This is a genomic window from Paraburkholderia silvatlantica (assembly GCF_003096715.1).
Taxonomy (GTDB): domain Bacteria; phylum Pseudomonadota; class Gammaproteobacteria; order Burkholderiales; family Burkholderiaceae; genus Paraburkholderia; species Paraburkholderia silvatlantica.
In genome coordinates this window covers 196724-211528 of sequence record NZ_QEOL01000012.1, presented here as the reverse complement: position 1 = coordinate 211528, position 14805 = coordinate 196724, and the positions used below count along the sequence as shown (strand labels likewise).

Annotated in this window: 14 protein-coding genes and 2 pseudogenes; 8 read left to right on the top strand and 8 right to left on the bottom strand. The window is 61.5% G+C overall.

Annotated elements, in window-relative coordinates; all coding sequences use genetic code 11:
- Positions 1-314 precede the first annotated feature (314 nt).
- Positions 315-1277, bottom strand: coding sequence for a LysR family transcriptional regulator (locus tag C7411_RS17980; protein WP_110385607.1), 963 nt, complete (start codon positions 1275-1277; stop codon positions 315-317).
- Between the two features lie 5 nt (positions 1278-1282).
- The gene (locus tag C7411_RS17975; protein WP_110385592.1) at positions 1283-2362 is read right to left on the bottom strand and encodes a tartrate dehydrogenase; all 1080 of its coding nucleotides are present in this window, start codon (positions 2360-2362) and stop codon (positions 1283-1285) included.
- A gap of 261 nt (positions 2363-2623) precedes the next feature.
- Here C7411_RS17975 and C7411_RS17970 point away from each other — a divergent pair, with 261 nt between their 5' ends.
- Positions 2624-3121 (top strand): GAF domain-containing protein, encoded by a 498-nt coding sequence (locus tag C7411_RS17970; protein WP_110385591.1) that lies wholly within the window; start codon positions 2624-2626, stop codon positions 3119-3121.
- 126 nt (positions 3122-3247) lie between these two features.
- Here the strand turns inward: C7411_RS17970 and C7411_RS17965 are convergent, their stop codons facing one another.
- Complete coding sequence (locus C7411_RS17965; protein WP_110385590.1) at positions 3248-4159, bottom strand: LysR family transcriptional regulator; 912 nt, start codon at positions 4157-4159, stop codon at positions 3248-3250.
- Between C7411_RS17965 and C7411_RS38960 the strand changes: the two genes are divergently transcribed.
- Entirely contained in the window at positions 4100-4636 is a 537-nt protein-coding gene (locus C7411_RS38960; protein ID WP_373682605.1) for a phage integrase central domain-containing protein, read from the top strand. The genes C7411_RS17965 and C7411_RS38960 overlap by 60 nt on opposite strands.
- A 153-nt stretch (positions 4637-4789) precedes the next feature.
- On the opposite strand, the gene C7411_RS17960 is transcribed toward C7411_RS38960, so the two are convergent.
- From C7411_RS17960 to C7411_RS17950, 3 genes are read right to left on the bottom strand one after another with little or no spacing between them, the layout of a single operon-like run.
- Positions 4790-5485, bottom strand: a complete 696-nt coding sequence (locus C7411_RS17960; protein ID WP_110385589.1) for an NADPH-dependent F420 reductase — start codon at positions 5483-5485, stop codon at positions 4790-4792.
- The gene (locus C7411_RS17955) at positions 5482-6498 is read right to left on the bottom strand and encodes an LLM class oxidoreductase (RefSeq protein ID WP_309147581.1); all 1017 of its coding nucleotides are present in this window, start codon (positions 6496-6498) and stop codon (positions 5482-5484) included. The genes C7411_RS17960 and C7411_RS17955 overlap by 4 nt, the downstream gene beginning before the upstream one ends.
- Positions 6491-7336: a sugar phosphate isomerase/epimerase family protein gene (locus C7411_RS17950; RefSeq protein ID WP_110385587.1), complete on the bottom strand. Its 846-nt coding sequence runs from the start codon at positions 7334-7336 to the stop codon at positions 6491-6493. Before C7411_RS17950 ends, C7411_RS17955 begins: the two co-directional genes overlap by 8 nt.
- An 85-nt stretch (positions 7337-7421) precedes the next feature.
- Here C7411_RS17950 and C7411_RS17945 point away from each other — a divergent pair, with 85 nt between their 5' ends.
- Positions 7422-8312: a LysR family transcriptional regulator gene (locus C7411_RS17945; protein WP_110385586.1), complete on the top strand. Its 891-nt coding sequence runs from the start codon at positions 7422-7424 to the stop codon at positions 8310-8312.
- Positions 8313-8540: 228 nt separating this feature from the next.
- Positions 8541-9121, top strand: a pseudogene (locus C7411_RS17940) (LysR substrate-binding domain-containing protein); the annotation flags it as partial.
- Between the two features lie 13 nt (positions 9122-9134).
- Here C7411_RS17940 and C7411_RS37075 read toward each other — a convergent pair.
- Positions 9135-9356 carry a hypothetical protein gene (locus C7411_RS37075; RefSeq protein ID WP_133253670.1) on the bottom strand — a complete coding sequence of 74 codons (222 nt, stop codon included), beginning with the start codon at positions 9354-9356 and terminating at the stop codon, positions 9135-9137.
- 407 nt (positions 9357-9763) lie between these two features.
- Here C7411_RS37075 and C7411_RS17930 point away from each other — a divergent pair, with 407 nt between their 5' ends.
- From C7411_RS17930 to C7411_RS17915, 4 genes are all read left to right on the top strand, one after another.
- The gene (locus C7411_RS17930; RefSeq protein ID WP_110385584.1) at positions 9764-10651 is read left to right on the top strand and encodes a LysR family transcriptional regulator; all 888 of its coding nucleotides are present in this window, start codon (positions 9764-9766) and stop codon (positions 10649-10651) included.
- A gap of 335 nt (positions 10652-10986) precedes the next feature.
- On the top strand, positions 10987-12171 hold the full coding sequence (locus C7411_RS17925) for a CaiB/BaiF CoA transferase family protein (protein WP_110385583.1): 1185 nt from the start codon (positions 10987-10989) through the stop codon (positions 12169-12171).
- The gene (locus tag C7411_RS17920) at positions 12168-12929 is read left to right on the top strand and encodes an enoyl-CoA hydratase (RefSeq protein WP_110385582.1); all 762 of its coding nucleotides are present in this window, start codon (positions 12168-12170) and stop codon (positions 12927-12929) included. The genes C7411_RS17925 and C7411_RS17920 overlap by 4 nt, the downstream gene beginning before the upstream one ends.
- A gap of 92 nt (positions 12930-13021) precedes the next feature.
- Positions 13022-14314 (top strand): MFS transporter, encoded by a 1293-nt coding sequence (locus tag C7411_RS17915; protein ID WP_110385581.1) that lies wholly within the window; start codon positions 13022-13024, stop codon positions 14312-14314.
- Between the two features lie 239 nt (positions 14315-14553).
- Here the strand turns inward: C7411_RS17915 and C7411_RS39140 are convergent.
- Positions 14554-14745: pseudogene (locus tag C7411_RS39140) on the bottom strand (efflux RND transporter permease subunit); the annotation flags it as partial.
- Positions 14746-14805: the final 60 nt, after the last annotated feature.

Below are 14805 nucleotides of genomic sequence, written 5' to 3'. Positions count from 1 at the left end.
ATCGGGTGCGCCCGCCGTCGTGCGCCCCTCGGATGACGGCATGAAGCCGGTCTACTTCGGCCAGTAATTGCCGCGCGGCCTGCGAGTCTGCGGGCGAGCCGCAAGCCAGGCCGAGCGCGCATGAAGCGCCGGTTCCTGGCGGAACCTCCGGCCGGAGCGCGCGCCCCGCGCTCCGGTCTTGCCCGGACCGCGACGGTCTGGGTCTTTTTCGCAGCGGTGCCGTTCGTCCCCGCACGGCTTGATGCGCCCCTGGCGCACGACGCGCAGTCTTGTTCCGCACATCACAACCGACTGCATTACTGCGACAGATCTGGTCAGCGTCCGCTCTCGTCCTCGTTTGCAGGCGCGGCGATGCCGATGCGCGCGAACGTTTCCTCCAGATGATTCACGCACACGCGCACTTTCGCTGACTGCGCGAGGCGCGCCGGGTACACGGCCCAGACATTGGCCGGCTGCGTCACGCCGGGCAGCACGCGCTGCAGGCGCCCGCTCTCCAGCAATGGCGCGACATCCCACATCGAACGCAGCACGATGCCGCGGCCCGCCAGCGCCCACTGCACCGCCACCTCGCCGTGATTGGTCGAAAGCGGCCCCGCCACCTTCACCGAAACCGTTTCGCCATGCGCATTCAGGCGCCAGACGCCGAACGGATGATCGCGTTCCTTGATCGCGAGACACGCGTGTTTGGCGAGATCGGCGACCTCCTGAGGCGCGCCGCGCCGCGCGAGATACGCGGGCGCCGCGCAGAGCACGCGATAGTTCGTCGCGAGACGCCGCGCGATCAGATGGCCGGCGATCTCGTCGCCGATACGCACGTCGAGGTCGAAGCCCTCGCCCGCCACATCGACGAGCCGGTCGAACAGTTCGAGCCGCACGCTCAGCTGCGGATACCGTTCGGAAAGTCCCGCAAGCGCGGGCGCCACGAAATTGCGGCCAAAGCCGAAGCTGCTCGATACGCGCAGCGTGCCACGCGGAATGCGCCGCGTGGTGGAGACGTCATCGACGAGCCGCTCGACGTCGTCGAGAATCTTGCCCGCCGACGCATAGACGCGCTCACCCGCCTCCGTCATCGCGACGCGCCGCGTCGAGCGGTGCAACAGGCGCGTGCCGAGGCGCGCCTCGAGCACGCCCACGCGCTTGCTCACATAGGCCGGCGACGCCGCAAGCGCTTCGGCCGCTGCACTGAAGCTCGCCTTGCGCGCGACCATGCAGAACACGCGCAAGTCGTCGAGCTCCGGCGACGCGACGGATTTCGGCGCTTTCGGTGCGTCCGGCATGTGCGTCACAGCGCGGCGGCCACCGCTTCGCCCAGCTCGGTCGTGTTCGCCGTGCCGCCCATGTCGGGCGTGCGCGGGCCTTCCACCAGCACCTTCTCGATGGCCCGCATGATCGCGTCGTGCGCGGCCTTGTATTGCGCATCGCCGTTGCCGAGGAAGTCGAGCATCATCGCGCCCGACCAGATCATCGCGATGGGGTTGGCGATCTTCTTGCCGAAGATGTCGGGCGCGGAACCGTGCACCGGCTCGAACAGCGAGGGGAACTTGCGCTCGGGATTCAGGTTCGCCGAGGCCGCCAGACCGATCGTGCCCGTGCATGCGGGGCCGAGGTCCGAGAGGATGTCGCCGAAGAGGTTCGACGCGACGACCACGTCGAAGCGGTCCGGCTGCAGCACGAAACGCGCGCACAGAATATCGATGTGCTGCTTGTCCCACTTCACGCCGGGATACGCCTCGCCCATCGCGGCCACGCGCTCGTCCCAGTAAGGCATGCTGATCGAGATGCCATTGGACTTCGTGGCCGCCGTGAGCTTCTTGCGGCCGCGCTGGTTCGCGAGTTCGAATGCGTACTTGAGAATGCGGTCCACGCCGTGACGCGTGAACACCGACTCCTGCAGCACGAACTCGCGCTCGGTGCCTTCGAACATCTTGCCGCCCACCGAGCTGTACTCGCCCTCCGTGTTCTCGCGCACCACGAGAAAGTCGATGTCGCCAGGCTTGCGGTTGGCGAGCGGACACGGCACGCCGGGCAACAGACGCACCGGGCGCAGGTTCACATACTGGTCGAACTCGCGGCGGAACTTCAGGAGCGAGCCCCACAGAGAAATGTGATCGGGCACCTTGTCGGGCCAGCCGACTGCGCCGAAGTAGATCGCATCGAAATTCTTGAGCGTGGCGAACCAGTCGTCGGGCATCATCTTGCCGTGCTGCAGGTAGTAGTCGCAGCTTGCCCAGTCGAAATAGGTGAATTCGAGCTCGAGGCCGAACTTCGAGGCGGCCGCCTCGACGACGCGCACGCCCTCGGGCATCACTTCCTGGCCAATGCCGTCGCCAGCAATGGCGGCGATTCTGAATGTCCTGCTCATGTTGCGTCCTCCGTTTCTGTGCCTGAATCTGTCCTGATGCGCCAGCATGCCTGAAAACCCGCCGGCGACCAGCCCCGCAGGCGTGGATAGATTCAACACGAAACGTGAATAATCGCACGAGGGCGCGCTCCGGTCCATGGATGCGCCACATTCCTCGCCGTCCGATTTCCTGCCGGTGCCCGATCTCGCCTAAACTCCCGGTTGGCTCACCACGCCCTTCACTGGAACGGCGCATATCCTGATATCCCGATCGACCGACTTATGTTCTCGCTTTCCGACACCCTTCCCTCCGACAAATCCGCCCGCTACGAATCGCTGGCAGCGCAGGCGCGCTCGCTGATCGAAGGCGAAACCGACGTCATCGCGAACGCGGCGAACTTCGCTTCGCTCGTGTTTCATTCGCTCGAAGGCCTGAACTGGGCGGGCTTTTATTCGTTCGACGGCACCGAGCTCGTAGTCGGTCCGTTCCAGGGCAAACCGGCGTGCGTACGCATTCCCCTGGGCAAGGGCGTATGCGGCACGGCGGCGGCCACGCGGCAAACGCAGGTGGTGCCAGACGTGCACGCGTTCGCGGGGCACATTGCGTGCGATTCGGCTTCGCAGTCGGAAATCGTCGTGCCCCTCGTCACGCCGGACGGCGAACTGATCGGAGTATGGGACGTGGACAGCCCGCATCTCGCGCGCTTCGACGAAGAGGACGCGAAAGGCATGGAGTTGCTGTGCCGCACGTTCATCGAGTACGGCATGAAGCGTCGCTAAGCGTCATCAAGCACGGCGCGCGCCCCGGGTGCCCTGGCTGGACCACGCACGGCGAGCCGTGGACCACCGACGAAGAACAGACGCCGCGTCATCCCGAGTAGGCGACGTGGATTGCTCGACGCCTGATCAGGAAGCCGAATCGTCTTGCGCATTCGCCTTGACGAAGTCGACGAACACGCGCAGCGGCGCCGGCAGGTGCCGCCGCCCAGGGTAGTAGAGAAACGGCCCCGGAAACGATACGTCCCAGTCGTCGAGCAGGCGCACGAGCGCGCCGCTGCGGATATGCGGCAGCAACATCTCTTCGAACAGGTACACGATGCCGACGCCGTCGAGCGCCATGTTGATCAGCAGATCGAGTGCCGCACCGGGACGCACGACGAGCGGTGCCGGCGGGTCGAGGCGCAGCACTTCGCCGTCGCGCTCGAAATGCCAGAGCGGCATCGCGCCGCCCGCGAACTGCACCCGCAGGCAAGCGTGGTCGAGCAGCTCGCGCGGGTGTGCAGGCCGCCCGCGCGCCGCGAGATAAGCGGGCGAGGCGACCATCGCGAAGCGCTCCACGCGCGGACCGATGGGAATCGCGATCATGTCCTGCTCCAGCCGCTCGTCGTAGCGGATCCCGGCGTCACAGCCGATCTGCAGCACGTCGACGAAGCCGTCCTCCACCACCACCTCGACGCGAATCTCGGGATACGCGCGATGAAACGGCGCGAGCACGCCCGGCAGGATAGTGCGCGCCGCGCTCGCGGGCACATTGAGCTTGAGCGTGCCGGCCGGCTTTTCGCGGTAGCCGTTGAGCACGTCGAGCGCCGCTTCCATCTCGCTGAACAGCGGTGCGATCGATTCGAGCAGACGCTGCCCCGCCTCGGTCGGCGCGACGCTGCGCGTGGTGCGGTTCAACAGGCGCAGCCCGAGCTTCGCCTCCAGCCTGCGCACCGCGGCGCTCAGGCTCGACGCCGAAACGCCGCTCGCGCGTGCTGCATCGCGAAAGCCGCCCGCGCGCGCCACCGAGACGAAAGCGGCCAGATCGTTCATTTCCATCGGCATGGTTCACCCCGCACTGTTCGATTCCCCGCACAGCCTGTTCTGATCAGACGGGATTATCGGACAATTCGAAGGCGCCCATACGTCCAGGCGCAGGCACAAACGCTCGGCGCGATATGCTCCGAATGGCTGGAACATCACACGGGTACCGTCGCGGATTACACATTCAATCAGCGAAAAACGTGGCTAGGGCGGTCCGTCGTCAATCGCGCGATCGGCGCGCTTCCTGCACCGGATATCACGGCAGCACTTGTTCACCAGCTTGTTAAAGGCGTCGGCGACGGTAGCATTCGCACGGGCTTCGAACGCCAAAACGGTAGCACCTATGTTGCCGGGAAGCTCAAACAGTTGCTTGGGCAAGTCTTTCGATACGCGATCAGTTCCATGCGCGCACAGAACAATCCCGCAGTTATGATCTCCTTAAGCAACGAGTTGACGGTGCGGGCACCGGGGGACGAACCTCCAGACGGTTGAGATCACACGTAGTCACGAACTCGACGCGAGCCATGTGTTTGTCGGGCGCAACCAGCATCTCGATGACATGCCGTCACTTGCCGACGGGCGCAAATGCAAGAAGTGCTCTTTCAAAGCCCAGCCCAACACCGCGGCGATCAGGAAGTGGAAATATCACGCAGGCGCATCGAAGCTGCCGGGACTATCCGGCGTTGCCGTCCACCGGGGCGAGCGTTCCCGGTTGGCTTTTGCCAGCGCGCTCACCACCCCTGCCATGCTCAAGTCGGTGCAGTAGACCGGCGACCCTGGCTGCTGGCGCCAGGAGTCCGCAATCACGCCCGCGTCCACGGGATCGAATCCAAGTTCGTTGACCATTGCCATTACAACTGCCTTGAGAAGCGGATCATCGCCCGCGACCGGAAGCGCAATCCGGCCCGGCGTCCCCGCCGGTTTGCCCAGTTCAAGAAGCTGCTTCGCGTAGATATTGTTGAACGCCTTGATCACCGGGTGGCCGATCTCCTGCTCCACCCACCGGCTTTCCGGGAGCCCTTGCTCGATATCCAGAATCTGTCCATCCCGCTCGCGCGGATAGTAGTTGCCAGTATCGATCAATGGGACGTCGAGAGGAAGATCATTGAACAGTCCTTTTGGCAGGTCCCGAACCCTGGCTTCCGGGATCGTGAGAACCACCAGATCAACCTCATGCACGGCTTCACTGGCCGTTACCGCCCTCGCCCCCGTTTCCGAAGCCAATCCGGTCAGGGTGTCGGGGCCGCGCGAGTTGGCAACGAGAACCTGGTGACCCAGTGCGCTCAGCCGACGGGTGAGCGTGCCGCCAATTTGGCCTGCACCGATAATACCGAATTTCATTTGAGCCCCCGTTCTGCCTGCGAATTGTGAGTGATTGCTGGAAACCGCGGTAAGACATGCCGGTGCAGTTCCTCCAGCACCGTGGGAACCGGTCGTTGTCCGAACCGCAAATTCAGCATGACATGGTTTACGCCGAGGTCCTGGAGGACTTCCAGCAATGCAATGAGATGACTTCGTCCCAGGCGATAACCTAAATGGATCGGCTGCGGCGGCTCGCCCGGCGCCTCGGCCAGATCGAGATAGAGCGATTGACTGAACGGCTTGAATATTTCCCCGCACTGTGCGACCACCGCAGCACGCCACTCCTGAATCACCATTTTCTGCAGCCTGGGCGGCCGGGGATAGGTGATCCAGCCATGGGCATGTCTGGCAATCCAGTCCATCGATTGCCGGCTGCGGCCAGTCACCAGCAGAGGTACCTCTTCCGTGAACGGCTTCGGGATCATATCGGCTCCCGCGAGCGATCCACCGCTCCAGTGCAGCGCCGTGAAGCGGGTCCGCTGCGACTGACGCAGCACATCAATGTGTTCTCGAAAAATCTCGCCACGCCGCTCGGCATCAACGCCGAAAGCCGGAAACTCGACGGGGCGATCGCCCGACGCAACGCCCAGCAGCAGGCGCCCCTGGCTCAATTGATCGACGCTCGTCGCAGCCTTTGCGAGATGCAGCGGGTTACGAATCGGCACGACGATGGAACCGGTAGCAAGAGCAATCGCGCTGGTCTGGCCGGCGATATAACCGAGGTAGACGAACGGATCGAATATCTGACCGAGATCACCGAAGCCTGGATCGCGCAAGGGAACGTCGCGCAGCCAGAGGGCCGCGAAACCTGCAGCCTCGGCGGTTCTGGCCAGTTCGGCCTGGCGTTCCATCAAGGGCGCATCGCCCGCAAAGGACTCGATCGGGAAGAAAAGGCCCAACGTCAGCCGGCCAGCCTCGAAAGTACGTGCAAAGCCCGGCTGCGCTGAATAGGGTGTCGTCGAGGGCGACAGCATGGAGAGAGAGTCACGCATCCAGGTGACGCCCCCAATGAGGATACTGCTCGACGCGTCGGACGATGTCCTTCATCGCACGCAGCGAGCGTTCCAGTTTGTTGTAGCTGTCACCGCCCTCGTGCCAGCCGTTGTAGCCAAGCAGACCGTTATAGCCCAGGCGGGTGAGTAACGAAACCACGGCGAAGTTGTCCAGTTCGCCCGTATCGACTGGTTCGATGGTAGCCACCTCAAAGAATCCCTGTGGGCTGAGCCGGCTGCCCGAGAGATTGGCCTGCTTCAGATAGGGCATAGCCCGCTTCAGCATCGCTGCCAGGTTCTGGCCATCACGTGCATACCATTGCAGGGCGGAAAAGGTCAGGCCGAGGTTGGGGTGCGCAACCCTCTCGCACAGCCGGATCGCATCACTGTGCTTCTCTACCCAGAACTGGATGTGCGTATAGATCAGCACGCGCGTACCGCGCCGTTCGGCGACCGCCAGCGCCTTGCGCAACCAGGCAATTACCGCAACATCGCCCTGCGGGTCGGAGGGACGCAAGCCTGTGCCCGCGGACTTGATGGCAAGATCGACAGTCGACCCCTCAGGCATGGTCTCAATCATCTTGAGGATGCCGCTATTGCGCGGATCCGCTTCGCCGAGGGCCAGGTCCAGCACGACGTAAACGCCGGCGACATCGAGTCCGAACCGCTCCCTGACGCTTGCCAGTTCCCGGGCAAGCTGCCAGTTGCGACCGTCCCAGATCGCCAGATGGATAGCGTCATAGCCGGCCGCCCTCGTGATCTCACAACGGTCTTCAAAACTATAAACACCGATGGAACTGTAGAAAGCGAAGTCCATGGCGAAGTATCTCTGGGTCATCGGAGTTCGTGTCCTTGCAGATCCCCGAAAAGTAAACGTGTTCCGATACAAGAGCAAACAATTACTTCTTGTATAAGATACAAAAATGAACAGAGCCTCCCACCTCAGCGTGAAGCAGCTGCGCATCTTCGATGCGCTGGTGAAAGACGGAAATCTGAGCCGCGTCGCAGGCCAGATCGGCCTGACCCAGCAGGCCGTGAGCTCCAATTTGTCCAGCCTGCGTGATGTGTTCGGAGACCCATTGTTCCTGCGGACGGGACGTGGCGTCATGCCCACCGCCCTTGCCCTGGAACTGGCAGCGGAAGTGCGTGAAATTTTGCAGGCTATGGAGCGGCTGGTCGATCGCAGACCTTTCGACCCAGCCACGGTCACCGGCACTGTCGCCATTTCAGCGGCCGACTATGCGCACAGTGTCGTCGTGGCGCCGAAACTGCGTGCCATTCGCACGCAGGCGCCACAACTCAAACTCATCCTGAGCGAATTCGAGATCGACGCCGTGGCCACCAGGATGAGCACAGGCGAAATTGATATTCTGGTTTCGATTCCCGAGTATGTCCCAGCGAATTATCCCCGGCAGCTCCTCTTTCACGAGCGCTATATCTGTGTAGCGGCGTGCGATTCGCCGCTCGCCGGAGGGCATGTCCTGAGTCTGGAGAAGCTGGCAAAACTGCCTCACGTTGTCGTCTCGCCAGCCCGAGCGAATTTGATCGGCTCTGCGGATGACTGGCTGGAGCAGCTCGGACTGGAACGTACTGTCGTCCTGGCAGTACCGCATTTCCTGCTTGTACCGGAGGTAATCGAGGCAATGGGAGCAGTGGCGTTCCTGCCTTCTCGCCTGCTGCCGAATCCCCGGCTGGCGCCTCTGCGCCTTGTGGGTGACTCAGCGCCTCCCGGCTTCGATCTGATCGCTGCCTGGCACCCACGGTCTGCCGCCAATCCGCTTGTGCATTGGCTGGTGGAGATGCTCGCCAGATGACTGGCTCACAGAGCAGGTCAGTACCGAGGAATTCACCGTCGCCACGACAACGTTACGCGGTTGAACCTCCCCGCGCCAGCTCGCCTGCGCGCCGGGTCAACCGTAATGCGATAGTTCTGAACCCGGACCGGGAAAGGGAAACAGTCGCTGATGACAATGCTAAATGAAAGAGTCCCGGCGAAGCCGCCTTTCCCAGATAAGGGCGACGTTGTACTTCGGCGACGCAAGACGCCAGACGGTGCCGCATTTTACGGACGCTGCCTGCGGCTGATTGCCGACATGGACGAGACCGAGAACCTGTTCCGCCAATCAACGATGGCGCCTGCAGGCACATTGCGAGTTGACCTACCGGCCCGAATCGGACGCCTGATCGTCGCACCAGCGCTGCCGGAATTTCTCGAGCGCTACCCGCAGATCAATATCGAACTGGGCATCACCGATCGCATTGTCAATCTGGTTGAGGACCGGGTCGATTGCGCATTGCGAGTCGGCCTGCTGCCAGACTCGGATCTTGTCGCCCGTCCGATGTTCGAACTGCCGCTCATCAATGTCGCAAGCCCCGCTTATGCATGTTGCCTGCAGGCCTCGGCCTGATCCAGATTCCGGCCTACGACGTCCGCGAGTACCTGCTCGCAGGCGAACTCATCGAGATCATGCCCGCTTACCGGCCGCCGCCGATGCCGATGACGTTGCTCTACCCGCACCGCCAACACCTTTCGCGTCGCGTTCAGGTATTTGCTGAGTGGCTCGAACAACTGCTGGCGCGCTGCATCCGGCCGGATCATCCGCGTGCCATGCATCGCCAATAAAAGCGCATTGGCACTACGCGCGATCAATCAGCTGGGTCGCGCTGCTTCTGCCGAGCTCAGCCATCTCCTCACGGGTGCCACGGGCTCCGAGAATCGCGGTGGATAATGGCACGCTGCCCGACCATATAGCGTCATCCTTCGCAATGGCCCAGCGCGCGCCGTACGTTCCCGCACCTGCGTCGAACGGCGTGAAATCGACTATATAGCCCTTATAGCGAAAGACGTAGTTGTCCACAGGATTCGTCTCCGGAAACGTTCGCAATCTATCACTCAAGTCGCCAGAAAAAATTAAAAGATTGTCAAGGTGCCCGGCTTTCGAGGTGCTCCCCTGGCGCACAACGTGTCTTTCCGCCCCTGTCATGCTGAGGGTGCCCGATACGTAATTCCGGTCTGATTCCTGACGTCGACATTGTTCACTCTGCAGAACTCCCGACCAGAGCGGCGAGCTCTTCGCCCCCAGCAGTCAAGCATGCCAGTTCATCGTCACACGCTCGCCAGTTCACGCCGCAGGCTCGCAACGCATGCGCGGCAGAAATCCGTCTACACTACGACCGGCGTCAGAACATTGACGGTGATCTGCACCCAGACTCCACGTCGGACGGATCCCGCATTCATGAAACTCACCACGAGACTTCAATCATTTTGAGAGTCGACACGACAACCGTTCGGCTGGTCCTCGCCATCGTCGACGAAGGAAGTATTTCCCGGGCCGCCGACAAACTTGGCCTAGCCGTGGCGGCCGCCTCGCGGCGCATTTCCGATCTCGAACTCCAACTCGGGACAAAACTTTTCCGCCGGATTCCTCACGGCGTCGAAGTCACTGAGTCCGGTGACAAACTGCTTCTCCACATCCGCCAGATTGACACGCTAGTCGACCGGCTCGCCGGAGACGCCCAGACGCTCGCCCACGGGCTGGAGGGGCGCATCATCATCGGCGCACCAAAGGCTGTCGTGATCGAGCTCCTCGCGCGTGACATCGCGACCATCCAGCAGCGCTACCACGGCATCAGGCTAAAGATCGTCGAAGAGAACAGCAAGATCGTCCAGCAACTGTTGCGAGACAAGGTCATCGATATCGGCATCTACGAGAAGAAAAGTGGCTTCCTCGACCGGCCACAATTACCGTACCACCAGGATCGTCTCGTACTCGTCTACAGTCGTGCGCATTTCCAGTTCCCGGGCTCCCCAATCTCCCTCGACGACCTGTTCAACATCCCTCTCGTCAGTCTCGGCAAAGGCTCGGCGATTCTTTCGGCCGTCCAGCGCGCTTTTCGCAGCCGTGGCCGGCAATTCACCAACGACTATTCCGTGAACGGCTTCGACACAATGCTAGCCTTTGTGCGTCATGGTCTCGGTGTCGGCCTGATGCCCCCAGATGTTCTTGCATCCTTCAATCCCGAGATGTCACTCGCCAGTGCAGAGATCCTGGGCGACTGGCACCAGCGCGACTATGTACTTTCGTACATTGAGGGGCATACACAAACGCAGACGCTACAGAACGTCGTGAACGCGTTAACCGAAAGGCATTAGTAATATAACGCAAAGACAGGGCTCCGCCCTTTCGTATTTTGCGAATCCAGCCATGAGCTTTTCGGGCTTGCCCCGATCAGCCACCCGGGCGAAAGTTGTCAAAACAACACATACACGGAGACAACATGACCGCACCGCAATCCCCTCGCGCAGCGCACGCCCGCTCTTCCAGCTGAGCTCACGCGCCTGAACACGCGCTTGCGCCGGGCCTCACACCGCTTTGCCCCGGCCGTGCGCAGGCTTCGCCAGCGGCTGTCGCCTCTGTCCTTTGAGCGCGAGTACCGTGATTCTCGCTGTGGTGAGCGCTCGCCCCTACTTCTTCAGGAAATTTGCATATGTCGCGATCCGACGATTCCACACATGCGAGACCCTTGCCGCTGCAGGGCATCCGGGTACTCGATGTCAGCCAGGTGATGGCAGGGCCATTTGCCTGCATGATGCTCGCCGATCTTGGTGCCGACGTGATCAAGGTTGAGCCGCCCGAAGGCGATCAGACGCGTGGCGCGATGGGGTTCAAGATGAAAGGGCCAGACAGCATGGGCTTCCTGAACATGAACCGTAACAAACGCTCGTTGTCGCTGGACCTCAAGAGCGAGGAAGGCCGCGAGTTCTTTTACAAGCTGGCCAGGACAGCTGATGTCATCGTCGAGAACTACCGGCCGGGCGTCGTCCAGCGGCTGCGAATCGACTACGAGTCGCTGCGCGCGATCAATCCAAAGATTGTGTACGTCAGTATTTCCGGGTTCGGGCAAAGCGGACCGTGGGCGTCGCGCCCCGGTTTCGACCTGATGGCCCAGGCGATGTCGGGTGTAATGAGCGTGACTGGGTACAAGGGCGGCAAACCTGTGAAGGCGGGCGTGCCAGTGGCCGATATCGGCTGCGCCCTCTTCGCTGTCTACGGCCTTCTCTCAGCGTATATCGGCGCGCAGAAGACAGGCGAAGGTCAGCACATCGACGCGTCACTGTTCGATTCGGCGATGGCCTTTTCGATCTGGGACATGTCGGATTATTGGGGCACCGGTGTGCCGCCATCACCACTCGGCACGAGCAACAAGATGAGCGCACCGTACCAGGCAGTCAAGGCGCGTGACGGCTACTTTGTGATGGGCGCGACCAACCAGAAACTGTGGTCGAAACTGTGTGAGCTGATCGAGCGGCCGGATCTGTTCCGGGATCCGGAATATGAGACAGTCTCGCTGCGCCTGAAAAATCGCGAAGCGTTGATCGAAAGGCTCGAGCAGTCGTTCGCACGCCGCGATTGCGAAGAATGGATCGAGATAATGCTGGCAGCAGGCATACCAGCCGGTCCGATTCTATCGTACCCCGAAGCATTCGGAAGCGACCATGCACGGCATCGAGGCATGTGCATGGAGATCGACCATCCGATCGAAGGCAAGGTGAACAACATCGGCTTCCCCGTCAAGTTGCTCGGCACGCCGCAGCAAGTGCGGCGCCACCCTCCACTGCTTGGCGAGCACAACGCGGAACTCTTCGCAGAAATTAACGGGACTCAGCCATGAGCGACCAGGTTACCCTGAGCAAGCCTGACGCAGGAACCGCGCAGATTCTGATCGACCGTCCAGAGCGGCACAACGCGATGACGATCCCAATGTATGAAACCCTGCTCGCCTTGATCAGGCAATGTCAGAACGATACGTCAGTGCGCTGCATCCTGATCCGGGGTTCTGGCGGAAAATCATTCGTGTCGGGCACCGACATCGATTATTTCACTGCCCTGCGCGATGGACGGCAAGGCATAGCCTACGAGGCGCTTGTCGAGCGCGTGATCGACGCCGTCGAACGCATCCGGGTGCCGACCGTTGCGGTCATCGATGGGTGGGCCGTAGGTGGCGGTCTTGCGCTCGCGACAGCGTGTGATTTTCGCGTGTGCAGCGGCGCTTCCCGCTTCGGTGTACCGATTGCAAAGACGTTGTCCAACACACTTTCGTCGCGCAATCTCGCCCGGCTTCACGCTGCGTTCGGCACGCCACGTGTGAAGAAAATGCTGCTGCTCGCCGAGTTCCTGGACGCCGGAGAGGCGCTAGCCTGTGGCTATGTCTACGACGTCTGCGATCAGGACATGCTCGACTCCGTGGCGCGCTCACTCGCACAACGTCTGATCGGGCTGTCGGCTGTAACGCAGCAGGCTGCAAAGGAAAGCCTGCGGCGCATCGTCGTCGAACAGCGGATGGACGACGACGATCTGGTCGAGGCAGTGTACGGCAGCGCCGAATTCCGGAATGCCGTGACCGCGTTCACTTCCGGTCGACTGAAATAGTAACTATCACAATGGACCGGTAGCAACCGTCGAACACATTGCACGCGATCGCACAAGGCCAGAAGTACCAACTTCGCTCGCCAGGAGGAGACATGAGACGAACACTGCCCAAAGCCACCACACTTGTGCTGGCGATGCTCTGCCTGATGTATTTCATCACCTATGTGGACCGGGTCAACATCAGCACGGCCGCGGGTCAGTTCAAGAGTGAACTTGGACTGACGAACACGCAGTTGGGCATCATCTTTTCCGCCTTTGCGTACCCGTACGTGATCTTCCAGTTCATCGGAGGATGGGTCAGCGACCGTTTCGGCGCGCGACGCACACTGATCGCGTGCGCCGCCGTCTGGGCAATCGCAACCGCGCTGACTGGGCTGGCAAGTGGATTCGTGTCGTTGGTCGCTGCACGGCTATTGCTCGGGCTCGGCGAAGGCGCAACATTCCCTGCATCGACCAGCGCAATGGCTGCATGGGTGACCAAAGACAGGCGCGGCATGGCACAGGGCATCACGCACTCGTGCGCGCGTCTCGGCAATGCGATCGCACCGATCGTAGTGTTAGCGCTGATGACGGCATTCAACTGGCGATTCTCGTTCTATCTCCTCGGCGCGCTCAGCGCGGTATGGCTCGTGCTGTGGCGTCTCACGTACACCGAAAGGCCAGCAGACCATCCGCGCATCACCCGCGAAGAACTGGCGGCACTGCCACCGCCGAAGACGCAGTCCGTCGACGCGCGAGGCACATGGATCCGGCTTTACAGGCGCATGGCACCCGTGTCCGCCGTCTACTTCTGCTACAACTGGATTCTCTGGCTGATGCTCGACTGGATGCCTCTATACTTCATGCATACCTTCCATTTCAACATCAAAAAGGCTGTCGTGTTCACGTCCGGTGTCTTCATCGCCGGCGTCGTGGGCGATCTGGCTGGTGGTCTCGTCAGCGACCGGCTGATACGCAGGACCGGCAACGTGAAGCTCGCCCGTAGCTATCTTGTCGCGCTCTGCATGGGGCTCACGGCGATTTCGCTAGTTCCCGTCGTATTGCTGCACGACCCGATGTACTCACTGGCTTGCCTCGCAGCCGCGATGTTCTTCAATGAAATGAACATTGGTCCGATGTGGGCAATTCCGATGGACATCGCGTATGATCGTTCGGGTACCGCGAGCGGTATCATGAGCGGCACGGGTTTCATTGCAGCAATCGTGAGTCCGGTGGTCGCGGGGTACTTCGTCGATCGCCTTGGCAACTGGAACATGACATTCGTCCTCTCGATCGGTGTGATGATGTGTGGAATCGCGCTTACCTTTGTGATGAAACCTGGCATCACCTTTGATGGCGGCCAGAAGAGTACGATGCGCGGTATCGCCGAACCCTCGCCCTCTTAAATCGCCCCCTGAGTTTCCCCCTCGCCATCCACGTATGCAACGTCCACGGCAGATACCTGACTTGCCGAAGGTAGCGCCATATCGATTTGACCTGATTCTTTGGCTGATGAAAAAACAACTACACCGGTCCCGCCGGTACCTGGGTGTGGCTGCGCACCGATGCCGCGCGGCCCCGTTCCACGCTCGAGGCGATGAGTACGCAGGGATCCAGGCAGAATGCAGTTCGCGCAGGCAGGAACCGGGGGGCGACAATGTTCACGCTCGGTCACCAGGGCGAAGTCGATCGTCACGATCGCGTTCTTCTTCACGATGTCGATCAGCCGGATGATGCCGATCTTGCCTGTGACTGGGAGATCCTCGTCGCACAGAATCAGCGTGAGCAATGCACCCACACCTGCCGAAGGCAGCGTCGAAATGATGGTGAGCGGATTGCGGCCTGTTTGACTATCCATTGGGATACAAACCAGCTGCTCTTCGACGCCCATGGCTTC